Raw genomic sequence first — 25,592 nt, 5'->3', positions numbered from 1 at the left:
AAGTGTGCTCGCGCCCTGTGCGTCGCCCAACGCGGTAAGAGGCACCGGATCTTTGATGGAATATCGGGCCCTAGAGCATGCATTTACTGAATTAGATTTACACAAATTACGCTGTGAGGTTTTAGGCTTTAATCAACCAGTAGTGAAATTACACTCCAAATTTGGCTTTAAAGTTGAAGGTACTCATCGAGATGCTTTCTTCAATGGGACTGAATATCACGATGTAGTACATTTGGGTATCTTTTCACATGAGTGGAAAGATATTAGAAACCTTATGAAAGATAAATTGAGAGTATACGAAGAAAATGAATAAAAACATATACATCGATAATCGAGAAATTGGTCCTAATTGTCCTCCATATATTATTGCTGAGCTTTCTGCTAACCATAATGGTGATATAAACCGAGCTTTTCAGATTATGGAAGAAGCAAAAAAAGCAGGTGCTGATGCGATTAAACTTCAAACCTATACCCATGAAACTATCACTATGGATAGTGACTCGGAGGAGTTTCAAATTCATGGCGGTTTATGGGATGGCCAAACTCTGTATGAGTTGTATAAAGAAGCGCATATGCCTTGGGAATGGCACAAGCCTTTGTTTGAAAAAGCAAAAGAGTTAGGTATTACGATATTTAGTTCACCATTTGATTTTACCGCTGTAGATTTATTAGAGGAGCTAGACGCTCCCGCATACAAAATAGCATCTTTCGAAGTGGTTGATTTACCTCTGATTAAGCGTGTTGCTCAAACGGGTAAGCCGATGATTATTTCAACCGGAATGGCCAACGAGGAAGAGATTGCAGAAGCAATAAAAACAGCGCGAGATAATGGGTGTAAGGAATTGGTTGTATTGCATTGTGTAAGCGGTTATCCAGCCCCTGCAGAACAATATAACTTAAAGACGATTGCCGATATCGCAGAGCGGTTTGACGTTTTATCTGGCCTTTCTGATCACACTATCGACAATGCTACCGCCGTTGCTTCGGTTACTCTAGGCGCATGTTTGATTGAAAAACATGTCACAATGGATCGTAACGGGGGCGGTGCAGATGATAGCTTTTCTCTTGAGCCTCATGAATTAGCTGCATTATGTAAAGACACGAAAACGGCTTGGCAAGCGATGGGGCAAGTGAACTACGAAAGAACAGAAGCTGAAAAAGGTAATGTTAAGTTCCGTCGCTCTTTATATGTAGTAAAAGACATAGCGAAAGGTGAGTTATTGACGCCTGAAAATGTTCGTAGCATCCGACCTGGGTTTGGTTTAGCGCCAAGACACTACGAAGACGTTATAGGAAAAAGAGCTTTATCCAATATAGAAGCAGGAACCCCTTTAGCTTTTGGATTATTTAAATAAAATATTATGTCATTTTAGATAGCTGGATAGAGATTCTCTCTCGAAGGCTATCTTTGTTTATTTCTAATTTACTTATGATATCTACAAAGTTAGACACTTCGCTATCAGGAATTAACTTATATATGTTACAATACTCTTCCATACCGATACCCGCTGAAGAGTTAATTGATATTATGTTAACAGTGTCTGTACTAGATAGTAAATAAAGCTCTAAAGGCTGTTTGTTCGATAAGAAAGTTATCCCTCTTTCTTTGAAAGACAAATAATCTAATTCATTTTCTTTCGGATGTAATTTTAAAACTGGTTCAAATCCTTTACTTCTACTTTTCGATATTATCAAATCATAAATTTCATGAAAGAAACCGTTATCAATAAGCTTTCCCTTCAGTTTATTGAATGTTGGCTGCGTGGCAATAATTAGTGTTTTCCTATTTAAAATATGAGAACTATCAAACTTGAAGCAGCGGTGAATATTTAGAATATTCGTTTTGTTTTCAGATAAAACTAGTTTTTTACCTTTACTTATTACAGATCTAGGTAGTTTTTCTGGATGTATCGCATAAATATAATTACATTGTTTTCTCTCGCCAAACACATAGCGCTTCGGGTTTTTATTTGAGAGTAAGCGAAGGAGTTGTTTCGGTTTAGAGTCTATTTTGTGTTCAACATAATTGCCCATACCATCTTCAATCATTGAGTACGATGCCGATAGTAGTCTAAATAATCTAGACATTTTGTTATTGTCATTATATAGAAATAGGGTGTTGATTGTGCTATCAACATTCAAATTACCATCGTATTTTTTAAATAACATTATGAGGTAAGATTTTAAATTATCAGGTATGGACCAACCACGTAATGCACAGAATAAGAGGTATTTTCCTTTAAAACCACTTTCCTTCATATACATTACTAGCTGCTTTCTACTAACCAGGACTAGCTCAATATTATCTGGCAATTGTTCGCAACTTAAGCTTTTAGGGTCAACGTGTTGATAATCATAGAAAAAAATTATCATTGAAGATGTGGCACTACCTTGTGATTTATACAGACTAAAAAGTAGATGTCTTACGGTAGAGCAAATATATAGGTCCTTATTTTTCATCTTCCTCCCCTAACTTTACTAGACATAGCTGAACTCAAAATAATACTAGTCCAGACTAGATAAAAAATTGTTCCGGAATTGTGATTGAAAAAAGCTTGCGTGAGGCAATAACCAACCATAAGTATAACGCTTACTATTCCAAGTAGACTAAAGTTCTTAGCATTTTCACAAGACGATGAGCTGTTCAATATCTTAAAGAAAAGGAACAAGGGTACTAAAAATATAGCTATTAAAGCACTTAGTCCTATTATCCCTGTAACCGAAGCTGCCTCTAGAAATTGATTATGCTCATGGTAAGTCATTCGAGATACTTGCTTATCTATAATGCCAGCATCACCTAATGATTTTCTTTTTTCGAGTCTTCCATCAGTGCCAGCACCCACTAATGGGTTTTCTAAAAAAGTGATTGATGCACTTTTCCATAAGTTGAGTCGAATCCCCACTGAGGTAAAGGCATTGGTGCTTGAGTTGTACTGGCTGTAATCACTGATAGCTTCATTGACTCGAGAGGTAACAGTATCATTAGTACTAAGAGTAGCAACTGCAAGTGATATTGAAAAAAGAGTTAATAGGATAACTTTGATACGGAACAAGTTGAACTTGTAGTGGATAATTACAAGCGTAGCAACAGGAACGAGTAACCAAGAGCCTCTACTTTCAGATTGCAAACTGGCCCAAGATGCCAAGGCGAATGCAATCAAAGACATGATGGAGAATAGATAGTTCTTCTTTTTGATTTCCAATAACGCTATAGCTAGACTAGACATAGCAAATGTGGTGACCATGCCACCCGTCTGAATCTGCATGTAACCTTCAAACCAAAGGTTAGGAATACGCCCATCAAATGCTCTTAGTTCGGGATAATTTTGTAAAAAGTATAGGGCAACTACCGCTGAGCAAATTGAGGCTATATTTATCCCGACAGCGAGGCTCCTCCATGATGGTGGGTAGCGCAGTAGTGCAATAAAAATAGGAATAGTGAGCAGCGCTCTACTCGGCTTGTCTATAAAGCTCCACTTCTCACCATGGATAAGCTTTAATACGACAAAAGAGATGAAATAATAGCAAAGTGTATATAAAAAAAGCTTTTCCTCAGAGCTTAGTCGGGGTTTATGCCTTTTGAAACATAAGCTGGTAATACAAGCGAGCAGTAAGATAATACTGGAGTAGTTGTATCCCGAGCCATAAGCAATGCATATAACAGGAAAGCAAGCAGCAAAAAAGGGTACTGTTTTTGTCTTAGAAAAATGAGTAGAGGACATTGTATTGTGGTTAATTACTATAAGGGTTTACATTACTTTCAGGACGAGTCTTAAGCAGTCTTAAGATCCACATATATTGCTCAGGCTTTTTGCTTACGTAGTCTTCAATACATTGATTCATCATACGCGCGTCCTCCTCTTCGCCTCCTGTTGGGAATGGTAGAGCAGGGTAGAAGTCCAAGGTGTATTGGCCTGTACTGCTATCGTATTGAGCAAACAAGGGCACAATTTTAGCTTTACTCAGTTTTGATAGGCGACCAAGGCCTGAGATAGTTGCTTTTTGAGTCGCGAAAAAGTCAACGAAGACACTGTGCTCACGGCCAAGATCTTCATCAGGGAGGTAGTAACCCAGGTACCCATCACGTACCGACTTGATGAAAGGTTTGATACCACCACTGCGATCATAAACACGACCGCCGTATTGCACGCGTTGTCGGTGCATTAGCCAGTCACTGAGTTTGTTTTTTTGTGCTTTCGCCATCGCAGATACAGGTAAATTGCGTGAAGCTAATAATACCGCTGGGATATCGATAGCCCATGTGTGTGGCACCAGCAAGATCACATTCTCGCCACTGTCTGTAATATCGGTTAGATTGCTCAGGCCGTTTATCGAAGTATTATTCTCTAGCCAAGTTTTACTCTTGAGTGTCAGTGAAGCAAATCCCATCAAAAATGAGATGGAAGTAACGTATGACTGATAGAGAGTTTCTTCGCGCTCTTCGATAGATTGCTCAGGAAAGCACATCTCAAGGTTTACGCGAGCTCGGCGGTTAGCCTTATTCTTAATTTTTACAGCTTGCTTAGCCATAAACTTAGCTAATGCTAAACGAATGCTATTAGGTAAGAAGCAGACTAAAGACGATAACAAAACAGCAATCCAAGTTCCCCAGTATTTAGGTGCTAGAAAACCCCATTCAAACTCAGGATTGTAAGCTTTTGGATCAAAATCATTGCGTTGTGTGGTCATTCATTCACTACATTATTTAAATCAGAGAGTTAACTTAATATCGGTCACTCTGGGAATGATTATATTCGTTAGACATTCCCAATAATACACGCTAAAAGTAGGGTGTATTATTGGTCCTAATCTGAAATATACCGTTAAGCGTTTACGATCTTCATGTACTCAGCAACGCCATCGGCTACTGCTTTAAACTCGATATCGCAACCTGTACCGCGAAGCTTCGTTAGGTCTGCTTGAGTGAATTCTTGGTAAGCACCTTTTAAATGCTCAGGGAAAGGAATCGTTTCGATTTCGCCTTTACCATGGTGCTTGATAACTGCCTTGGCGACTTCTTCAAACGACTCAGCATTGCCAGTACCTAGATTAAAGAGGCCTGATACCCCATTCTCTAAGAACCACAAGTTTACAGCCGCAACATCACCTACATACACAAAATCACGCTTAAAGGTTTCGCTACCTGCGAACAATTTCGGGTTTTCACCGGCATTCATTTGGTTGTTTAGGTGGAAAGCGACAGAGGCCATGCTGCCTTTGTGTTGCTCGCGTGGACCATAAACATTGAAGTAACGAAACCCTACGATTTGCGAAAGCGTTTCGTTGTGTGCTGCTGCATCCGCGGTTAAGCGACGAACGTAGTTATCAAATTGTTGTTTTGAATAGCCGTAGACATTCAATGCACCTTCGTACTCTCGCTCTTCGATGAAAGTGTCGGTCTCACCGTAAGTTGCAGCTGAAGAGGCATACAAGAAAGGAATTTCACGCTCAACACAGTAATGAAGTAGCTCTTTTGAGTATTCATAGTTGTTGAGCATCATGTATTTGCCATCCCACTCAGTGGTAGCAGAGCATGCTCCTTCATGGAAAACAGCTTCAATATGACCAAAATCATCACCGGCCATGACTTGAGTTAGGAAGTCATCACGATCCATGTAATCCGTGATGTCTAGGTCTACAAGGTTCTTAAATTTCTTACCATCTTTTAAGTTGTCGACGACTAGAATATCGTTGTGGCCCGCTTCATTAAGCGCCTTAACAATATTGCTGCCAATCATGCCAGCACCACCCGTTACGATAATCATAATTTTCTAACTCTTTTGAATACAAAACTGTCACGAGTATAGCAAGGAATGGATAAAGCGGGCTAGTGGAATAATTCCCCAACCAGAGTATGATACGGCAAGCTAAGTTATAAATTATGTTGAGTTAATTACTCAAAACTATAGGTATTATCATGAAGATTGCAGTAGCCGGTACAGGGTATGTGGGTCTATCAAACGCTATGCTTTTGGCACAACATCATGAAGTCATTGCGGTAGATATCATCGATGAAAAAGTGGCAATGCTAAACAATAAGCAGTCACCGATTGTAGACAATGAGATTGAGCACTTTCTATCAAATAAGACGCTGAACTTCATGGCAACAACGGATAAAGCCGCTTACAAAAATGCTGAATTTGTCATCATTGCTACACCTACCGATTATGACCCTAAAAACAATTATTTTGATACCAGCTCTGTAGAATCTGTCATCAAAGACGTCATGGAGATCAATCCTGATGCGGTGATGGTTATTAAATCAACGGTGCCGGTTGGCTATACCGAGCGTATTAAGCAAGAGCTGAACTGCGAAAACGTCATGTTCTCACCGGAGTTTTTGCGTGAAGGCAAGGCCCTGTACGATAATCTACACCCATCACGTATTATCGTTGGTGAATGTTCTGAACGCGCTAAAGTGTTTGCGAATCTTCTTGTGGAAGGTGCGGAAAAAGAAAACATCGACGTACTGTTTACTCACTCAACGGAAGCAGAAGCAGTAAAGTTATTCTCAAATACTTATCTAGCGATGCGAGTTTCTTATTTCAATGAGCTTGATTCTTACGCGGAAGCGCATGGCTTGGATTCTCGTCAGATCATAGAAGGTGTTGGCTTAGACCCTCGTATCGGCAATCATTACAACAACCCTTCATTTGGTTACGGTGGTTACTGCTTACCAAAAGACACCAAGCAACTATTAGCAAACTATCAAGATGTACCAAACAACATTGTGGGTGCGATTGTTGATGCAAACCGTACCCGAAAAGACTTCATTGCGGATTCAATTATTAAGCGCTCGCCTAAAATTGTCGGTATTTATCGTTTGATCATGAAGGCGGGCTCTGACAATTTCCGTGCTTCTTCCATCCAAGGGATCATGAAGCGTTTAAAAGCCAAAGGCATCGAAGTCGTCGTGTTTGAACCGGTATTGAAAGAAGAGCACTTCTTTAACTCGAAAGTCTATTCTGATCTTGCTGAGTTCAAAGCGGTGTCCGATGTGATTGTTTCTAATCGAATGGTAGAAGAGATCGCAGACGTTGCAGATAAGGTGTACACACGAGATCTGTTTGGCAGTGATTGATTCGGCTCTATTTTAGCTAATGCTAATTAGACCAGATGTTAACAGCTCGATCTATCCGTTTAGTGGCGATATACTGAACCCCTAAACGGATAGGGATACTAATAACTAATGAAAACACGTGACAAGATTGTTTACGCTGCTCTAGAGCTTTTTAATGAGCACGGTGAGCGTAGTATTACGACCAATCATATTGCTGAGCATATCGAGATTAGCCCTGGTAACCTCTACTACCATTTCCGCAACAAGCAAGAAATTGTCCGTGACATCTTTACTCTCTATTCGACAGAGTTACTTGAAAGGTTCACACCGATTCAAGGCCAACAAGAAAGCCTGACGTTACTAAAGACTTACTTAGATTCTATCTTCACACTGATGTGGAAGTACCGATTCTTCTATGCGAATCTGCCTGAAATATTGTCACGTGATGAAAAACTCCACCTTGATTACATGGCCGTACAAGAAAAGCTGCAAACGAATCTTGTCGATATCATGCGAGCCTTCGTTGAGTTGAACCTGCTCAAAGCAACGGATACGGAAATGAAATCGATGGTCACTTCTCTTCACTTGATCGCATCGGGTTGGTTGGCGTATCAGTCTGCGATGTCTCCAAAAGCCCAAATTACCGAGCAAGTCGTTCATCAAGGAATGCTGCAGATGATAGCGACCGTTAAACCAATTGCGACCGCGCAAGGTTTTGAACAGCTGACATTATTAGAAGATGGTGTAAGGGCGTTGAACTCTAAATAGAAAGAGACGAGTAAGCGGTATACGGGATTCGAAGAAAGATACTCGCATCCCGTATCTGCTCTTTATCGAACTAACCAACTCTTCGGGTTTTGGGCTTGGCTGTTTCTGCGAATCTCAAAGTACAGTGAAGGGCGCGTTTGGCCGCCAGTGTCACCAGCAAGCGCAATCGCTTCGCCAGCTTTAACCTTGTCACCTTCTTTCTTTAAAAGTGCTTGGTTAAAGCCGTAGAGCGTCATATCACCTTTACCGTGGTCAAGTAGCACCACTAATCCATAGCCACGCAGATACTCTGCAAATACCACCGTGCCAGAGTAAACCGATTTTACCTGCTGACCGTACTTGGCGTTTATCACCATGCCTTTCCAGTTAATTTGCCCCGTTTGACGTGAACCGTAGTTATGTAGAACTTTATCTTTGATCGGCCAAGGCAGCTTACCTTTACGTTTTGCTAGGCCATCCATCGGGACTGCATTACGTCGTTCTCGAGCCGCTTTTTCTGCTTTCGCTATTTCAGCTTTGAGGCGTGTTTCATTTCGCTGAAGCTCTGCTAGGTAATTCTTGTCACCCGAGATGTTTTTCTTGATGCTGCCAACCGTTTTCTTACGCTGCGTTTGAGTTTTGGCTAACGTATCGCGCTTGGTGGTTTGCTGTTTTAGCAGTGTTGCTATCTGTTCTTGCTCAAGTTGACGCTGTTTGTGGCTTTCTTCTAATTCAAGTTGCGTCTGTTCAATCGTTTTAATGGTTGCGGAGCGAGCTTTGGCAAGGTGCTGGTAATAATGACTGATGCGATCTTCTTCTACACCGGTGTTGAGAATGTGAGAAGAAGCCTTAGCTCGACTCGTCATGTAGTAAGTCTGAATGAGCTGCTCTAACTTGTCTGTCTGGACTTTTTTCTGTGCAGTGAGCGCTTTAATCTTTGTGTCTAAATTAGCAATATTAGCATTAGCAGTATTGAGCTGCTTTTTACTGTCTAGAATCGCTTTTTCAAGTGAAGCGATGGACAGCTCCTGCTTCTTGAGGTTTGCCTGTAGGCTATCGAGTTTCTTTTGCTGGGAAGAGAGCGCTTTCTGTTGACGAGAGATTTCGCTTGATACGCCTTTCAGTTCACCTTGAGATGCAGCAAATGATGATGAAGACAAAAGAGCAACACCAAGGCTGGCAGATATCAAAAGAACAGTGCTCATTGATTGAACGGGTTTCATCATTATCGTCATTTTGCTCTTATTAATAATCAGCATCTGCTGCGAGTCTTTTCGCATCTCGGCTATCGGCTATTCGTCGGATCCCGAATCTGCTCTTAAATCCCATCACCATGGATGAAGTTCTGAGAGCGACCGTTAAACCCCTGATCCATGTCTAAAGATGGCTTATCAGTTTTCGGCTTTCCAACAATTTTTGCAGGAACACCAGCGACAGTCGTATGAGGCGGAACGGCTTGAAGAACCACTGAGCAAGAACCAATTTTCGCGCCTTCACCCACTTCAATATTGCCAAGTATTTTAGCGCCGGCACCGATCATTACACCTTCTCGGATTTTAGGGTGACGATCGCCACCTTCTTTACCCGTACCACCTAAAGTCACGTCTTGAAGGATAGATACATCATTTTCAACTACGGCTGTTTCACCAATCACGATACCGGTGGCGTGGTCGAGCATGATCGCTTTACCGATACGAGCGGCTGGGTGAATATCCACTTGGCAAGCAACCGAAATTTGGTTCTGTAGGTAAGTAGCAAGTGCAATACGCCCTTGCTTCCATAGCCAGTTAGCCACTCGGTAACCTTGCAAAGCATGGTAGCCTTTAAGGTAAAGTAGAGGCATTGAATACATCTCTACCGCCGGATCTCGTGTAACTGTTGCACAAATATCACAGGCAGCAGCATCAATAATCGATTGGTCCTGCTTGAATGCTTGTTCAACCACTTCACGCACTGCCATTGCTGGCATTGACGCCGTCTTTAGTTTATTTGCCAGGATATAACTGAGTGCAGCGCCTAAACTTTCGTGGTTGATAATTGTGGCATGGTAAAAACTCGCAAGCATAGGTTCTTGCTCCGACTGCTGTCGAGCTTCCTTCACAATGCATTGCCAAACTTTTTGTTGTTCACAGTGTTTCATTTTACCATCCATCTTATCTATTTTATCCCACGACTGAATACGCGATGTTATCGCTCTGACTTCTTGTCTCGTGCAAGTAGATCTTGTGCTGCTAAGTGTGCATCTTTCCCTTGATACAACACTTGATAAATTTGTTCAACAATTGGCATCTCAACGCCCATACGTTCTGATAGTAACCAAACTTCTTTGGTGTTGCGATAACCTTCGACCACTTGGCCAATTTCTTCTTGTGCGGTATCTACATCTTTGCCTGCGCCAAGTGCCAAACCAAAGCGACGGTTGCGTGATTGGTTATCAGTACAGGTTAGTACTAGGTCGCCTAATCCAGCCATGCCCATGAAGGTTTCTGGTTGCGCGCCAAGAGCTGCACCTAATCGGCTCATCTCAGCTAAGCCGCGAGTGATCAGTGCGGTACGTGCATTGGCACCAAAACCAATACCGTCCGACATACCAGCACCAATAGCGATGACATTTTTAACTGCACCGCCAAGTTGCATGCCAATGAAATCTGAGTTTGCGTATACGCGAAATGTTTTGCCACAGTGGATTTTTTCTTGAAGTTGTTCAAGGAACTCTTCATCAGGTGAAGCTACAGAGATCGCCGTTGGCATACCCATCGCTAACTCTTTGGCGAAAGTAGGCCCTGATAGAACCGCTAACGAGTACCCATCACCAAGCACATCGTGCGCGACATCTTTAAGCAAGCGTCCTGTTTCCGGTTCTAGGCCTTTGGTCGCCCAACAGATTCGAGAGTCTGAGGCTAAGTAAGGTTTAACACTATTAAGCACAACGCCGAATACGTGGCTCGGGACTACAAGTAAAAGGTCTCGGCTTGAAGTCACTGCTTTTTCTAAGTCTGATTCAATGATCAGGCTTTCTGGGAATTCTATATTTGGTAGAAACTCATTATTAGCGCGCTCAGATTCAAGGCGAGCCATATGAGCAGGGTCATGCCCCCAAAGAACAACGTTTGCACCGTTACGCGCTAGAGAGATAGCTAAAGAGGTTCCGTAAGAACCTGCACCAATGACAGTCATGGCGATCTCTTTGCCGTAAGCGCTGTCTTTACCGTAAGCGTCTGTCGTGTTAGTCGGGCGAGTTGTGTCTGTCATGCTTCCACCTAAAAATATTGAGGGAAATCGAAGAATTCTGGAAAAGCTTTCCACTAAAATAAGCAGAGCTTTCAATCTTAGTACAGTGTAAAGAAAAAATGCACATCGCAGAAGTTGCGATGTGCATTTTAAAGCTAACTAGCGCTTGAATCGTTAGAGTTAAGTTCTACTTTTGAGACTTAAGCCTGTTCGCCTTCAGCTTGCTGTGCTTGGTTCTGTAGGTAGTTCATGAACAAAGCATCAAAGTTTACTGGTGCTAGGTTCAGTTGTGGGAACGTACCTTTAACTACTAGGCTAGAAATTGTTTCACGAGCGTACGGGAATAGGATGTTCGGGCAGAATGCACCTAGGCAATGTGCAAGTTGACCAGCTTCCATTTCGCTTGCAGAGAAGATACCGCCTTGCTGAACTTCACAAAGGAATGCAGTGTCTTCTGCGTTCTTAACGGTAACAGTTAGACGTAGGATTACTTCGTAAACGCCTTCGCCAAGTTCACGGCTTTGAGTGTCTAGGTCCAGTTTTACATCTGGGTTCCACTCTTTTTGAAACATGTCTGGAGAGTTTGGCGCTTCGAAAGATACGTCTTTTAGGAAGATACGTTGGATTGCGAAGTTTTGTTGTGCGTCTTGTTGTGCTGCTTCAGCCATTTTCTTGTCCTTAAAAATTTAAATTAGGTTTTGTTCGCCATATCTGCCGGACAAAACCTTAAAGTCATATTCGTTGAATCAGGTCAGCTTACTTCTTGCCTTTAACCTATTTTTTACCTTTAACTAAAGGTAGATTCGCTTCGCTCCAAGCCACTAAGCCACTTTTCAGTACGCTTACGTTTTCGAAACCTGCTTTAACCATTAGGTTAGCGCTTTCTTGAGCAGTTTGACCTGTCTTGCATACTACGATGATTGGGTCTGCTTTGCGGCTTTCAAGGCTACCAAAGCTATTTGCTTTGATGTCTGACGGCAAAATGTGAACTGCGTCCGTAATATGGCCCTTTTTGAACTCATCCTTAGTACGAATATCAACCACAACACCGTTTTCACGGTTAATCATGTGTGTGGTTTGCGCTGCCGTGATCTCTTTGTAGGCTGCGTTTGATGTCTTGATAACGTTCGCAATGATGGCAACAACCAAGCCGATCCATACGATGGCTAAAATCATATTCTCTTGAACAAATGGAACTAACTCTTGCATATCTTGAACTCTTATTCGTTATTGGGCGAAAAACTCTAGGTCAGGAGTATAGCGAGTTTTGGGGTTTGGTGTATAGGGCGATTGACAAGACTTACAAGCTGAAATTAATTCACATTGGTTGCTTATTGAGATCAATGTCAGAGGGGGAAGAAGCAGCAAAAAATTTTGCTTCCTAAAGTTACATTAGGGATAATGTTTGGAATTATAAGCCTTCATTTTTATGCGTAGTGTGATTTCGCCCCAACATCAAAGGGCGGTAGCATGCTTGTTTTTCTGAGATGGCTATCAGTTTAAAGTGTTTGGAGTTAATTAAATGTTTGATGCTGCTAAAGAAAAATGTTTTTTTGAAATGGATAATACCATTCAAAATTTTGCTTGGGGTAGTAAGTCTTCGTTCAATCAGTTATTTGATATCGATAATTTTAATAATGAGCCGCAAGCAGAAATGTGGATGGGCGCTCACCCAAATGGATGCTCGAAAGTTAAAAGTGGCGATTCTACAGTATTATTGTCTCGCTTGATTGAATCTCATAAAGAGGAATTCTTATCTGCGCAGATAAGCGAGAGATTTGGAGAGTTGCCATATTTATTTAAAATTCTTGCGGCTGAAAATGCCCTGTCTGTTCAAGTTCATCCAAGCAAAGAGGAAGCTGAGCTTGGTTTCCAGAAAGAAGAGCAAGCTGAGGTTCCTCTTTCTGCTCCTTACCGAAATTATAGAGATTCAAATCATAAGCCTGAACTTGTATATGCGCTAACTCCTTATTTGGCTATGAATGGTTTTCGAGCAGTTCCTGAGATCATTTCACTATTTTCAAATGTTGGAATCCCACAGTTAAGTGAGATGCTTGAACTCCTAAATGCTAATCCTTCTTCTGAGGGGCTTCGTGAATTTTTTGTAGGTATCCTCTCGTTGGAAGGAGAAAACAAAGTTGAAGCAGTCGACTCGTTAATCTCTAAAGTTAAAGATAATGTAACCCAAGAACTGTCTTCACTAATTTTAACCCTGTCAGAGCAGTATCCCGGTGATATTGGGTTGTTTACCCCATTAATGCTTAATGTCATTACTTTAGAGCCTGGAGAGGCAATGTATTTAGATGCCAGAACGCCTCATGCTTATCTAAAGGGAACTGCATTAGAAGTTATGGCCAATTCTGATAATGTACTTAGAGCAGGTTTAACACCTAAACATATTGATGTTCAAGAGCTTGCTAGTTGTACTCTTTTTGAAGAGAAGCCATTTGATACGCTAAAGTTAGCACCTTCAGTTAATAACGGTGTTTTAACTTACCCAATTCCAGTTCCTGATTTCAGGTTCTCGGTTTATAAAAAACCAAATAATGAGCGTATTAAACCTGAAAGTGCCGAAATTTTGCTGCCGTTGGACGCTGAATTGACGTTAACTCATGACTCTGGTGAGGTTGTGACGTTGAAAAAAGGAAAGTCAGTTTTCATACCAGCTTATGTCGATGAGTATCGTATATCTTCGAAAGGAAATGTAGCTAAAGCTCACTGTTAACCCTGCGTATAACAACCAAATGTTAAGTGGTTTGGCGCTGGTTTGAAACTATTTATTCTTGTCCCCTTGCTTTACTACAAAATAGGGGGGACCAAAGTATTGATTATAAATTAAAGAAGAAAAATTATGTTTATACCTGTCATTATGGCTGGGGGTTCTGGCTCTCGTTTATGGCCCCTGTCGCGTTCAGCGTTCCCAAAGCAATTTTTAGCGCTAGATAATCACAATTCATTAACGATGTTGCAGTCCACCTTAGATCGAATTAGTGGTATGTCGGCTTCTGAAGCAATCATTATTTCTAATGAAGACCATCGTTTTGTGGTTGCTGAGCAGCTTCGTACTTTTGGTCAGGAAGCTCGTATTATATTGGAACCTGCAGGGCGAAATACTGCTCCGGCTATTGCATTGGCTGCAATGCAAGCGATAGCGCATGGCGATGATCCTGTGATGCTAGTTTTAGCCGCTGACCATATAGTGCAAGATACGGAAGCGTTCCAAGACTCAATTCGTAAAGCTCAAGTTGTCGCTGATGCTGGTAAGTTAGCAACCTTCGGTATAGTACCAACTGCACCAGAAACGGGTTATGGCTATATTAAGCGAGGCTCTCAAGAAGGCGATTCGGCTTACGTTGTAGAGCAATTTGTTGAAAAGCCTCAATTGGAAGTCGCGGAGCAATATGTAGCAAGTGGAGAGTACTACTGGAATAGCGGATGCTTTATGTTCAAAGCGAGTGTCTTTCTAGAAGAGCTTAAGAAATACTCACCAGAAATTCATGAGTGTTGTTCAAAAGCAACGAATGGCACAACAGAAGATATGGACTTTATTCGCGTCGATAAAAGCGAGTTCTTAAAGTGCCCAGATGACTCTGTTGATTATGCTGTAATGGAGCGCACCGACAAGACTGTAGTTGTACCTATGGATGCTGGTTGGAGCGACGTTGGTTCATGGTCCGCGTTATGGGAAGTTTCAGAGAAAGATAGCTCTGGAAACGTAATTCATGGAGATGCGATAACAGAGGATACTGAAGGGTGTTATATTTACGCTCCGAATAAGCTGGTAGCTTCGGTTGGAGTAAAAGACATCGTTGTCGTTGAAACTAAAGATGCAGTCTTGGTCGCACACAAAGATAATGTTCAACAAGTGAAGAAAATTGTTGAGCATTTAAAGGCTGAAAATCGGGCTGAATTCAGAGAGCATAGAGAGGTTTATCGTCCTTGGGGTAAATCTGATGCAATTGATGGCGGTGAGCGCTACAAGGTAAATCGTATTACCGTACAGCCAGGTAAAAAACAATCACTCCAAATGCACTATCATCGAGCTGAGCACTGGGTCGTAGTTTCAGGTACCGCCAAAGTAAGTAGCAATGGCAAAGAGCAAATTATCTCTGAAAATCAATCACTCTACATTCCAGTTGGTGTAAGCCATATGGTTGAAAATCCCGGTAAAATACCACTCGAGCTTATAGAAATACAATCAGGTTCATACCTAAACGAAGACGACGTAGTACGTTTAGAGGAAAGTAAATAATGACAAAGTTAACATGCTTCAAAGCTTATGATATTCGCGGTCAACTAGGCTCAGAACTCGATAATGACATCGCGTACCGAATCGGCCGAGCTTACGGTCAGTTTTTAAAAAGTGAAAGCGCAGATGAAAAAACCATTGTTGTTGGCGGAGATGTTCGTCTAACAAGTGAAGAACTGAAACTCTCTTTAGCTAACGGTTTGATGGATGCGGGTGTTCACGTTTTGGATATTGGCTTATCTGGCACGGAAGAAATCTATTTTGCTACTTTTCATTTAGGCGTTGATGGCGGTGTAGAGGTTACAGCGAGTCATAATCCGATGGACTACAATGGTATGAAGCTTGTTCGTGAAGGAGCAAGACCAATTAGCGGTGATACCGGGTTACGAGATATTCAAACGTTAGCAGAAAACAATGATTTTATTGACGTTGATGTTAAAGGTACCTACAAGCAAATTAATGTTTTGAAAGAGTACACTGATCATTTGATGGGCTACATTACGCCAGCGAATATTAAACCGATGAAATTGGTGATCAACTCTGGTAATGGCGCTGCAGGCCACGTGATTGATGCTCTTGAAGAGCGTTTTCAAGCTCTGAATATACCATTGGAGCTTATCAAAGTTCACCATGAGGAAAACGGCAACTTTCCTAACGGAATCCCAAATCCACTATTGCCAGAATGTCGTGCAGATACTGCAAATGCGGTAAAAGAACATAAGGCTGATATGGGGATTGCCTTTGATGGTGATTTTGATCGCTGCTTTTTGTTTGATGAAAATGGCGATTTTATCGAAGGTTACTACATTGTCGGCTTACTAGCGGAAGCCTTTTTGCAAAAAGAAAAAGGCGCGAAAATCATTCATGACCCACGCTTATCTTGGAACACGATTGACGTAGTTACTAAAGCCGGCGGTATTCCTGTTATGTCGAAAACAGGTCACGCTTTTATCAAAGAGCGTATGCGTAAAGAGGATGCCATTTATGGCGGCGAGATGAGTGCACATCACTATTTTCGTGATTTTGCCTACTGTGATTCAGGTATGATTCCTTGGTTGCTAGTAACTGAGTTATTGTCAGTTAAAAGCATGAAGTTATCCGAAACGGTTTCAGAACGTATTAGTGCATACCCTTCATCTGGTGAAATTAACTCTAAGCTACAAAATCCAAAAGAATCAATTTCTAAGGTTTTAGAGTCATACCAGCCAGATGCCTTAGTTTTTGATGAAACGGACGGTATTAGCTTAGAGTTTGATGATTGGCGCTTTAACTTGCGCTCTTCAAATACTGAGCCGGTGGTTAGATTGAACGTGGAATCACGTGGGAATATCGCCTTAATGGAAGAGAAGACACAATCAATCCTAGCTATTTTGCGCGGCTAACGTTTATCTAGCATAAGCCTCAGATAACAGCTCTGAGGCTTATGTGACTAACTTGACCTATGAATTATCTCTAGGTTGAAAACTTTAAAGGCTTTTTAAATGAAAAGAGTATTACTTCCTCTGTGGGCGTATCGATACTTCATACTTTCATCAATTCGTACTGAATTTCGCTCTCGTTTTGCTCGAAGTAAACTTGGCGGCTTATGGATGGTTCTAAATCCTCTCGCGATGGTACTGGTTTATGCGTTGATTTTATCGCAAATAATGACGGCAAAATTGCCGGAAGTATCTACACAATATGCATATCCAATTTACTTACTTTCTGGTGTGATTGGTTGGACATTGTTTTCCGAAGTACTAGGTCGTTGCCTTACTATATTTATTGATAATGGCAATTTACTTAAAAAGATGTCGTTTCCTAAGCTTGCTCTACCTTTAATTGTTATAGGTAGCGGTCTAGTAAACTTTACTTTGATGTTTATTGCTATGTTTTCAGTTTTTGGAGTACTAGGGCATATTCCTTTTCAAGCTCTTTATTGGATTCCTATATTGGTTCTAATAACGTTAGGTTTAGCCGTAGGGATCGGTTTGCTTTTCGGAGTTCTTAATGTGTTTATGCGTGATGTAGGTCAGATTATGAATGTTGTCTTGCAGTTTTGGTTCTGGTTAACTCCTATCGTATATATGTTAACTATCGTTCCTGCTAAGTATATATGGATAATGAAACTCAACCCTATGACTGGTCTGATTATGGGATACCATAATGTCTTACTTTACGATAAGTCACCTGATGTTAATTTGCTAGTTTACCCTAGTGTGTTTGCATTTATAACGCTTTCATTAGCAGTGATTATGTTTAATAAAGCAAGTGAAGAAATGGCGGATGTCCTATGAGTAAAGTATTAGAGGTTAGAGGTGTTGGGAAGTCGTTTTTAGAGTATAAATCAGAGTTCCAAAGAATAGCCTCTTGGTTTGGTTTTAATACTGAACCAGCTCACAAACAAAAAATATTGGAAGGAATTGATTTTTCACTTGCTGCAGGTGAAGCTGTTGGAATCGTAGGTAGGAATGGAGCAGGTAAAAGTACATTGTTAAAAATGATCACTGGAACCTTAAAGCCCTCTATAGGGAGTGTTCATGTTTCGGGCCGGATTTCCGCAATACTTGAATTGGGGATGGGGTTTCACCCCGATCTTACGGGGCGACAGAATGTTTATCATTCCGCCGGCCTTATGGGATTTACGCATGAGCAAATTGATGCGGTAATCGATGAACTAGAAGCTTTTGCTGAAGTAGGAGAGTACTTCGATCAACCAGTAAGAACTTATTCGAGTGGTATGCAAATGCGTGTTGCATTTTCTGTTGTTACAGCCTATCGCCCAGAAATTCTCATAGTGGATGAGGCACTATCTGTTGGAGATGCATATTTTCAACATAAAAGCTTAAACCGAATACGAGAATTTCAAAAGCAAGGCACTACACTGTTGTTCGTATCTCACGATAGAGGCGCCATTCAAGCTGTTTGTGACAGAGCTATCTTATTAGAAAAAGGCGTAATTCTTAAAGATGGGGATCCAGAGGAAGTAATGGACTTCTACAATGCGCTTATAGCAAAGAAAGAAAGCGACATTGTTGAACAGATAACCCAAGATGATGGTAAGGTTCAAACGATCTCTGGTAGTAAGGAAGCAACAGTTCAAGATGTGAGAATGTTTAATACTGATGGACGAAGTATAGACAGTATTGGTGTGGGCGATATCGTAGATCTTAGGATTAGAGCAAAAGTTCATAAGCATATTGAATCTCTAGTCCTTGGCTATGGGATTAAAGACCGGTTGGGACAAGTCATGTATGGAACAAATACTTGGCATACAAAACAAATAATAAATAACCCTAAAGTGGGTTCTAGTTATGAGTTTTCTATTCGTTTCCCTGTAAATTTAGGACCAGGCACTTATTCCATTCAAACAGCCTTAGTCGATAGTGACAACCATCTTACAAATAACTATGAATGGCGTGATTTGGCAACTGTTTTTACAGTAGTAAATATAGATAAGACCGAGTTTATTGGTTGTAACTGGAATGAACCAGTAATAGAGGTTGAATTATTATGAGTATAATTTCATATTCTCAGAATTTGGAAGATGTGATGTTATGGAGAGCACTAAAAAATATTGAACATGGTTTCTATATTGATATCGGAGCCAATCATCCTTCAATAGATTCTGTAACTAAATTATTTTACAGTATGGGATGGAATGGGATTAATGTAGAGCCAGAAGATGAATATTACCACCTCTTAGAGAGTGAGCGAAATAAAGATATAAATGTTAATGTTGCTATTAACTCTTCTGGTGAACCAATAGAGTTTTACGTAAGTGATGTCAGAGGGTGGTCGACTACGGACGAAGAAGGTTTGTTTAACCTAGAAAGAAAGCACTCGCTAAAAAACAAAATAACAGTACCAGGTTTGACTCTAGATGAACTATGCATGAAATATGTTTCGAGCGATGTTCACTTTTTAAAGATTGATGTCGAAGGTGCTGAGAAAGATGTGTTGGAGAGTTTTTCATTCGATAGTGTTAGACCTTGGATTATCGTAATTGAAGCAACAAAACCTACAACCCAAATTGACGTTTCTCATGAATGGGAATCCATTTTATTTGAAAATCAATATGGCTTTGTATATTTTGATGGTCTTAACAAGTTTTATGTCGCCGATGAACATAAAGAAATAGGGGATAAGCTTCGTATTCCTCCAAATGTTTTTGATGACTATCTATTGTCTTCACAGCATGAAGCTATGATTGAACGAGATATTGAAGCTGAAAAGAATAAATTAGCTGAAAGCTGTTTAGTTGATGCTAAAAATAAGCTTCAACAGTTTGAGGTTATCCTAGATGAAGCAGTAGCTCGAGCACAAATAGCAGAGTCAAAACTTAAGTCAATTCAGAACCAAGTCAGTGATATCCAAAACTCTGTTAGCTGGAAGGCAACTGCCCCATTACGCTATATATCTAAAAAATTAAAGAAGCAGTGATATGAGTAAAAGTAGAATAGTTATTGATATAACAACCTTACAAAAATGGCGTAGATTTCCTGTGGGTATAGTGCGAACTCAATTAGAGTTCACTAAATATTGTATAGTTAATATTAGTAATTGCGGCTTTGTAGCTTTTGATGATTCGAAATCTGTGTTGAAAAATGTAGAGCGCAATGAAGTATTATCTTTACTAAAAGACTATGAGTTGGAATCTTGGCAGGCGGTTGAAACTAACTCACCTACACTTGATAAAGTAGGCATGTTGACTTACCTAAAAATAGTATTTAGTTTAATTAGAAAAAAAGAGTACATGCAATTAACTAAATCTATTTATAGAAAAACCCCTACTAGAGTGAGAGGTATTTTAAGGAAGTATTTGGAGCCTATATTTAGAAGTAGAATTGAAATTTCATCAAATAAAAAAGGCAGTATATCAAGCTCACTTTTCAGTCCTGAAAGTCATTTAGCGCTTCAGAACGAAAAATTATTAGATAAAAATGATATATTGATCTGTATGGGACTTGATTGGGACTTTTCAAACTACAGCCTATTATACGAAATGAAAAAAAACTCTAACTTCCAGGTTGTCACATGTTTTTACGACTCAATTCCCATCTCCTATCCAGAGTTAGTACATTCAGATTACTTCGGGAAAGTTTTCTTTTCTCATATGTATAAATTAAATTACCTAAGTGATAAAGTATTTTGCATTTCTGACTTTTCAAAGAAATCGTATGAAAATATAGCAAAAGAAACCCATTTCTCCTCTATTCCTAATTTAAGAACTATTTACTTAGGTGATGACATTAACAAGGTGGATTTAATTGATAATGGGAATAAAGATAAAGGACATATATTGTACGTTAGTACAATAGAAGCTAGGAAGAATCATATCCTTCTCTTAAATGTTTGGAATATGTTGATATCTAAATACGGAGAAAAAACCCCTAAACTTATTCTTGTCGGTATGAAAGGTTGGGGAGTCGACGATTTTTATGAATTGTACTCCCATGATGAAAATCTTAAAAAGTACGTAGATATTCGTTCAAATGTTAGTGACTATCAGCTATCACTGCTCTATAAAAACAGTCAGTTTTGTGTGTTTCCTTCAATAGTCGAAGGGTGGGGCTTAGGAGCTGCAGAATCTTTGAGCTATGGAAAAGCATGCTTGGTTTCCGATTGTGAGGCTCTTAGTGAAGCAACGCAGAGTCTTATGCCAGCTTTGCCAAATGATAGTCAGGCTTGGTTTGATCAAATTACAAAACTAATTGATGAACCTGAGAACCTAATCGAACTTCAGGAAAAAGTTGAGAAAAACTTCAAGCCTCGCTCTTGGAATGACTTCTGCACTGATTTCCATAACTATATTTTGGAAGCTAAATAATGAACGTATTGCAAATATCTACTTACCCTATAGTAAGACCCTTGCATGGTGGGCAAATTAGAGTGAAAGAGATTCGAGAAGAGCTGGCTAATCTCGGGCATGAAATTAGAAGCATTTCTTTTTCCGAGTTTTCGCATCAATACTATGATGACGAATTAGACTTTAAGTTAAGCGATACCGTTCTGAATCGAATTGTAAAAACTCCATTTTCTAATGATTTAGCTACAGCATTAGAAAGTGAAAAGAATAAAGGGATGCACAATTTCTTAAAAAAGAACTTACTAGAATTTAAACCAGACTATATTTTTCTAGAACAGCCATGGTTATGGCCTTTAGTTAAAAAATTTTTTGAAGAAGGTCTTTTAGTAAATACTAAATTAGTCTATTCATCTCAAAATATTGAATATTTGACTAAAAAATCGATTTTTGAATCTAATAAAATCGTCGACACTTGCGAAGTTATTAATTCTATAAAAAAACTAGAGTCCGATCTGTGTAACCATGCAAGTGTCGTGATTGGTTGTACTCAAACAGATTTAGATGAGTTTGCAAAGCTTGGGGCGAAAAAGTTAGTGTTATGTCCTAATGGTATTACAACTAATACCCCCACCACAACTGCGATTAATAAAATTAAACATTTAATTGGAAAGCGGGAGTATGCCTTATTCGTTGGCAGCGCTTATCCGCCAAATGCACAAGGCTTTTGGGCTATGCTTGGAAATTCAATGGCGTGGTTAAATCCAGATCAAATGATCATTGCTGTTGGAGGCTGTTCTCTGATTTTAGAAGATTTTGCCCCTGAACAAAGTCGGATTTATGATTTTGTGAACTTTGATAGAATTAAGAGACTTGGCTTTGTCGAAAATGATGAGTTAGCAGCATTGATAGATGGTGCCAAAATGTTAATTCTACCGATAACCTCTGGAGGAGGTTCAAACCTTAAAACAGCTGAAGCAATTATGTCGTGTAAGCCTGTTATAGCTACTGAAAAGGCTTGTCGTGGCTTTAATTTAACAAATAAGTTATCTAACTTTGAGATTTGTTATGAACAATCTGAGTTTATAGACGGAATAAAAAAGGCGTTTGACAATCCTTGTTCTTCTATCGGTACTGAAGAGTTGGTTTTAAGGGAATCGGTTCTTTGGAAAAATACCCTAGCACGATTAGAAGCTGTGTTTGATATGAAGTGATATATTTACAGTATACTAATAGTAGATGAAATTTTCGATTCAAGAGTGACAAATTTATACAATTGAATTTGTTAATTTATCAGTAGAATTATTTATTTAATATGGCATCATGTGCCAACAATCAATATCGTATAAAAGGTAATTTATGAAAACAGCAGTAATTACAGGTATTACAGGCCAAGATGCAGCTTATCTTGCAGAATTGTTACTAGAAAAAGGTTACAAAGTATACGGTACATACCGTCGTACAAGCTCTGTGAACTTTTGGCGTATCGAAGAGTTAGGTATTGAGAATCATCCTAATCTTGAGCTTGTTGAATATGATCTAACGGATCTTTCTAGCAGTATTCGTTTACTACAAAATACTGGTGCAGATGAAGTATATAATCTTGCTGCACTTAGTTTTGTGGGCGTATCATTTGATCAACCACTTACTACTGCAGAAATTACAGGTATCGGTCCGGTTAATCTTTTAGAAGCTATTCGTATTGTGAATCCTAAGATTCGTTTTTACCAAGCATCGACTTCAGAAATGTTTGGTAAGGTACAAGAAATCCCTCAACGTGAATCTACGCCATTTTACCCACGTAGCCCATACGGTGTTGCAAAACTGTATGCTCACTGGATGGTGATTAACTACCGTGAGTCATACGACATTTTTGCTACTAGTGGCATTTTGTTTAACCATGAATCACCGTTGCGTGGTCAAGAATTCGTTACACGTAAAATCACTGATTCTGTAGCGAAAATCAAGCTAGGTAAGCTAGATGTGCTTGAGCTTGGTAACATGGATGCGAAGCGTGACTGGGGCTTCGCTAAAGACTATGTAGAAGGCATGTGGCGTATGCTTCAAGTAGACAAGCCTGATACTTATGTGCTTGCTACAAACCGCACTGAAACAGTTCGTGATTTTGTTACGATGGCATTCAAAGCTGCTGACATTGAACTAGAGTGGAATGGTTCTGAAGAGAACGAAACAGCAACAGATAAAGCGACTGGTAAAGTGGTTATGAGAATTAACCCTAAATTCTACCGTCCTGCTGAAGTTGAACTGTTGATCGGTAACCCAGAAAAAGCGAAGAAAGAGCTTGGTTGGGAACCTACAACGACACTTGAAGAATTGTGTGCAATGATGGTTGAAGCTGATCTTCGTCGTAATGAGCAAGGTTTCTCATTCTAGTATTTGACGTTTTTGTAAAATGGCAGCAGTTTTCTGTTGCCATTTTTTTTGAGATTAAATTATGAAAAAAGTATTGTTAACTGGCGCTGATGGTTTCACTGGCAAGTATGTTGAAAGTGAACTGTTCTCAAGAGGCTACTCAGTGGTTGGGCTCGTTTACCGCGAAGCTAAAGAGGGTCAGGTTGCTTGTGATCTAACTGATCGTAAAGCGGTGGTGAAGTGTCTCAAAGAAGTAAAGCCTGATTATATTATCCACCTTGCAGCACTATCTTTTGTTGGTCATGCAGACCAAAAAGCATTTTATGATGTTAATGTTTTTGGTGCTTTGAATTTGCTAGAAGCCGCAAAAGAACTTGGGCTAGAATTAAAGAAAGTGGTACTTGCAAGCAGTGCAAACATATACGGTAATCCAGAGAATGTAACACGTATATCTGAATCGATTACGCCTTCGCCAGTAAATCATTACGCAATGAGCAAACTTGCGATGGAGCATATGGCGAGGTTATGGTTCAGCCAGTACCCAATGATCATTACTAGACCATTCAACTACACCGGCCCTGGTCAGGCTGGGCAGTTTTTGATCCCGAAAATTGTGTCTCACTTTCAAAAAAAGGCTTCTGAAATTGAATTAGGTAATACCGATGTGTCTAGGGACTTTAGCGATGTTCGTGATATAGCATTAGCCTATGCGAACCTTTTGGAATCTGATGCTCAATCTGAAATCGTGAACTTGTGTTCTGGTCAAGTGACTTCACTACAATCGATTATCTCGATGATGGAAGATATTGCTGGTTACAGTATCAAGGTTCGAGTTAATCCAGACTTCGTACGCGAGAATGAGATTAAAGTATTGGGTGGTGATAATGCTAAGCTTACATCATTAACAGGCAAGGCTCCCTCGATCATGATCGAGAAAACTCTGGCTGACATGTATCATGCAAAATAAGTTGTTGATCAACGTATCACCAATTAGAGAGCCATTGACGGGTATAGGCTACTATACCCTTAATATCCTTAGTGAATTACTCTCGTGTGATGTGGATGTTATTGGTATAAAGAATGGTAAGTTGTTAACCCCAGAAGAACTGCTTGAACTTGCCTCTCAATTTCAAAATCCGACGCCTAATGATAAGTCTCCAAAAAACAAGAAACGATTGGTCGTGGAATTTTTAAGAGCGATTCCAGGTGTTTATCAACTTAAGAACTATTTGTTGTCTTTGCGAGCACAAAAGCGATTAAAAGGTTTGGCAAATCAAGGGTATGTCTATTTTGAACCAAGCTTCATACCCTTTGATTACGAAGGAGTAACAATTACTACTGTCCATGATTTGTCGTTCCTGTCTCATCCTAGTTTCCATCCTGCAACAAGAGTTTCATACCTAACGAATAAAATGCAGGGCTCAATTTCTAAATCTGATCATATAGTTGTAGATTCTGATTTTATTTTGAAAGAGCTTCATGACTTCTTTCCTGACAGCAAGGATAAGAGTTCCACGTTGTATTTGGGAGTAGCCGATGGTTTTAGGCCTTATGTAAAAGGCGAGTGTGATGGGTTACTTCGTTCACTGAAAATAAAGCATAATCACTTTGTTCTGAGCGTGGCAACGTTAGAGCCTAGGAAAAATTTAAGCAAGCTGATTGATGCTTATAAGCTGTTACCCATATCGATTCGTAATCAGTGCCCTTTAGTCTTGGTTGGAGATCAAGGTTGGAAAAATACAGAGCTTATGAATAATGCGAAAGATTTGGTTGAGCGTGGTCAAATAATTTTTACAGGTTACGTAGCTGATGATGACTTAAAGCGTTTGTATGCATCGACCGCTGCTTTTGTTTACCCGTCATTATATGAAGGCTTTGGATTACCTGTTATTGAAGCGATGGCTTCCGGGGCTCCGGTGATTACGTCTGATATTGGCGCGACAGCTGAGGTGGCTGCAAGTGGAGCTATTCTTGTCGACCCTTGTGATGAAGTTGCTATTTCTGATGCGCTTGTAAAGCTTATTCATCATCCTATAGATAAAGTGAAGCTGGCACAGAGTGGTATTAACAGAGCTTCAAAATTTAAATGGTCAAATACGGTTGAGCAACTCCTTGAGATAGCGTCTGTTACCTCAAGAAGTCCATAA

23 protein-coding genes and 1 pseudogene are annotated in these 25,592 nt (G+C 40.0%); 15 read left to right on the top strand and 9 right to left on the bottom strand.

Translation table 11 applies throughout. The features are described from left to right. Nucleotides 1-313, top strand: a pseudogene (locus AB4329_RS20425) (UDP-4-amino-4,6-dideoxy-N-acetyl-beta-L-altrosamine N-acetyltransferase); the annotation flags it as partial. Then, complete coding sequence (pseI, locus tag AB4329_RS20420; RefSeq protein WP_372139166.1) at nucleotides 306-1,355, top strand: pseudaminic acid synthase; 1,050 nt, start codon at nucleotides 306-308, stop codon at nucleotides 1,353-1,355. The pseudogene AB4329_RS20425 and the gene pseI, both read left to right, overlap by 8 nt. 4 nt (nucleotides 1,356-1,359) lie before the next feature. On the opposite strand, the gene AB4329_RS20415 is transcribed toward pseI, so the two are convergent. From AB4329_RS20415 to rfaD, 4 genes are all read right to left on the bottom strand, one after another. Further along, nucleotides 1,360-2,460, bottom strand: a complete 1,101-nt coding sequence (locus AB4329_RS20415) for a hypothetical protein (protein WP_372139164.1) — start codon at nucleotides 2,458-2,460, stop codon at nucleotides 1,360-1,362. Continuing rightward, on the bottom strand, nucleotides 2,457-3,722 hold the full coding sequence (locus AB4329_RS20410) for an O-antigen ligase family protein (RefSeq protein ID WP_372125251.1): 1,266 nt from the start codon (nucleotides 3,720-3,722) through the stop codon (nucleotides 2,457-2,459). Before AB4329_RS20410 ends, AB4329_RS20415 begins: the two co-directional genes overlap by 4 nt. Before the next feature lie 10 nt (nucleotides 3,723-3,732). Then, a complete protein-coding gene (gene lpxM, locus AB4329_RS20405) occupies nucleotides 3,733-4,689 on the bottom strand; it encodes a lauroyl-Kdo(2)-lipid IV(A) myristoyltransferase (RefSeq protein ID WP_372139163.1) in 957 nt (318 codons plus the stop codon). 134 nt (nucleotides 4,690-4,823) lie between these two features. Next, a complete protein-coding gene (rfaD, locus tag AB4329_RS20400) occupies nucleotides 4,824-5,765 on the bottom strand; it encodes an ADP-glyceromanno-heptose 6-epimerase (protein WP_010433822.1) in 942 nt (313 codons plus the stop codon). A 152-nt stretch (nucleotides 5,766-5,917) separates the two neighbouring features. Here rfaD and AB4329_RS20395 point away from each other — a divergent pair, with 152 nt between their 5' ends. Both AB4329_RS20395 and AB4329_RS20390 read left to right on the top strand, forming a co-directional pair. After that, nucleotides 5,918-7,081: a nucleotide sugar dehydrogenase gene (locus AB4329_RS20395; protein ID WP_017071086.1), complete on the top strand. Its 1,164-nt coding sequence runs from the start codon at nucleotides 5,918-5,920 to the stop codon at nucleotides 7,079-7,081. A gap of 108 nt (nucleotides 7,082-7,189) precedes the next feature. Then, the gene (locus AB4329_RS20390) at nucleotides 7,190-7,828 is read left to right on the top strand and encodes a TetR/AcrR family transcriptional regulator (RefSeq protein WP_017063104.1); all 639 of its coding nucleotides are present in this window, start codon (nucleotides 7,190-7,192) and stop codon (nucleotides 7,826-7,828) included. Nucleotides 7,829-7,890: 62 nt separating this feature from the next. Here AB4329_RS20390 and AB4329_RS20385 read toward each other — a convergent pair whose 3' ends face one another. The 5 genes from AB4329_RS20385 to AB4329_RS20365 form a co-directional block, all read right to left on the bottom strand. Beyond that, nucleotides 7,891-9,042 (bottom strand): murein hydrolase activator EnvC, encoded by a 1,152-nt coding sequence (locus AB4329_RS20385; protein ID WP_017066282.1) that lies wholly within the window; start codon nucleotides 9,040-9,042, stop codon nucleotides 7,891-7,893. A gap of 83 nt (nucleotides 9,043-9,125) precedes the next feature. After that, nucleotides 9,126-9,947, bottom strand: a complete 822-nt coding sequence (cysE, locus tag AB4329_RS20380; protein WP_048612489.1) for a serine O-acetyltransferase — start codon at nucleotides 9,945-9,947, stop codon at nucleotides 9,126-9,128. 47 nt (nucleotides 9,948-9,994) lie between these two features. Beyond that, the gene (gpsA, locus tag AB4329_RS20375; RefSeq protein WP_372139161.1) at nucleotides 9,995-11,059 is read right to left on the bottom strand and encodes an NAD(P)H-dependent glycerol-3-phosphate dehydrogenase; all 1,065 of its coding nucleotides are present in this window, start codon (nucleotides 11,057-11,059) and stop codon (nucleotides 9,995-9,997) included. A gap of 179 nt (nucleotides 11,060-11,238) precedes the next feature. Then, nucleotides 11,239-11,706 carry a protein-export chaperone SecB gene (secB, locus tag AB4329_RS20370; RefSeq protein ID WP_009847959.1) on the bottom strand — a complete coding sequence of 156 codons (468 nt, stop codon included), beginning with the start codon at nucleotides 11,704-11,706 and terminating at the stop codon, nucleotides 11,239-11,241. A 106-nt stretch (nucleotides 11,707-11,812) separates the two neighbouring features. Further along, nucleotides 11,813-12,247: a rhodanese-like domain-containing protein gene (locus AB4329_RS20365; RefSeq protein WP_372139160.1), complete on the bottom strand. Its 435-nt coding sequence runs from the start codon at nucleotides 12,245-12,247 to the stop codon at nucleotides 11,813-11,815. Nucleotides 12,248-12,560: 313 nt separating this feature from the next. Between AB4329_RS20365 and manA the strand changes: the two genes are divergently transcribed. The 11 genes from manA (at nucleotide 12,561) to AB4329_RS20310 (ending at nucleotide 25,592) form a co-directional block, all read left to right on the top strand. Then, a complete protein-coding gene (gene manA / locus AB4329_RS20360) occupies nucleotides 12,561-13,763 on the top strand; it encodes a mannose-6-phosphate isomerase, class I (RefSeq protein WP_371713990.1) in 1,203 nt (400 codons plus the stop codon). 126 nt (nucleotides 13,764-13,889) lie between these two features. Continuing rightward, on the top strand, nucleotides 13,890-15,290 hold the full coding sequence (locus tag AB4329_RS20355) for a mannose-1-phosphate guanylyltransferase/mannose-6-phosphate isomerase (protein ID WP_371713989.1): 1,401 nt from the start codon (nucleotides 13,890-13,892) through the stop codon (nucleotides 15,288-15,290). After that, nucleotides 15,290-16,669 carry a phosphomannomutase CpsG gene (gene cpsG / locus AB4329_RS20350; protein WP_372139159.1) on the top strand — a complete coding sequence of 460 codons (1,380 nt, stop codon included), beginning with the start codon at nucleotides 15,290-15,292 and terminating at the stop codon, nucleotides 16,667-16,669. The genes AB4329_RS20355 and cpsG overlap by 1 nt, the downstream gene beginning before the upstream one ends. Nucleotides 16,670-16,768: 99 nt before the next feature. Then, nucleotides 16,769-17,563: an ABC transporter permease gene (locus AB4329_RS20345; protein WP_372139158.1), complete on the top strand. Its 795-nt coding sequence runs from the start codon at nucleotides 16,769-16,771 to the stop codon at nucleotides 17,561-17,563. Beyond that, nucleotides 17,560-18,783 (top strand): ABC transporter ATP-binding protein, encoded by a 1,224-nt coding sequence (locus AB4329_RS20340; protein WP_372139157.1) that lies wholly within the window; start codon nucleotides 17,560-17,562, stop codon nucleotides 18,781-18,783. The genes AB4329_RS20345 and AB4329_RS20340 overlap by 4 nt, the downstream gene beginning before the upstream one ends. After that, the gene (locus AB4329_RS20335) at nucleotides 18,780-19,709 is read left to right on the top strand and encodes an FkbM family methyltransferase (protein WP_372139155.1); all 930 of its coding nucleotides are present in this window, start codon (nucleotides 18,780-18,782) and stop codon (nucleotides 19,707-19,709) included. Before AB4329_RS20340 ends, AB4329_RS20335 begins: the two co-directional genes overlap by 4 nt. Nucleotide 19,710: 1 nt before the next feature. Then, complete coding sequence (locus AB4329_RS20330) at nucleotides 19,711-21,096, top strand: glycosyltransferase (protein ID WP_372139153.1); 1,386 nt, start codon at nucleotides 19,711-19,713, stop codon at nucleotides 21,094-21,096. After that, nucleotides 21,096-22,286: a hypothetical protein gene (locus AB4329_RS20325; protein ID WP_372139151.1), complete on the top strand. Its 1,191-nt coding sequence runs from the start codon at nucleotides 21,096-21,098 to the stop codon at nucleotides 22,284-22,286. The genes AB4329_RS20330 and AB4329_RS20325 overlap by 1 nt, the downstream gene beginning before the upstream one ends. A gap of 145 nt (nucleotides 22,287-22,431) precedes the next feature. Further along, a complete protein-coding gene (gene gmd, locus AB4329_RS20320; RefSeq protein WP_102540610.1) occupies nucleotides 22,432-23,466 on the top strand; it encodes a GDP-mannose 4,6-dehydratase in 1,035 nt (344 codons plus the stop codon). Between the two features lie 61 nt (nucleotides 23,467-23,527). Then, complete coding sequence (locus tag AB4329_RS20315; RefSeq protein WP_372139149.1) at nucleotides 23,528-24,412, top strand: GDP-mannose 4,6-dehydratase; 885 nt, start codon at nucleotides 23,528-23,530, stop codon at nucleotides 24,410-24,412. Continuing rightward, entirely contained in the window at nucleotides 24,402-25,592 is a 1,191-nt protein-coding gene (locus AB4329_RS20310; protein ID WP_372139147.1) for a glycosyltransferase family 4 protein, read from the top strand. Before AB4329_RS20315 ends, AB4329_RS20310 begins: the two co-directional genes overlap by 11 nt.

The organism is Vibrio sp. 10N.261.54.A5, assembly GCF_041471145.1.
Taxonomy (GTDB): Bacteria; Pseudomonadota; Gammaproteobacteria; order Enterobacterales; family Vibrionaceae; genus Vibrio; species Vibrio crassostreae_C.
Note: the sequence above shows the minus strand (reverse complement) of the source record. Positions and strands in the feature narration are given on the sequence as shown.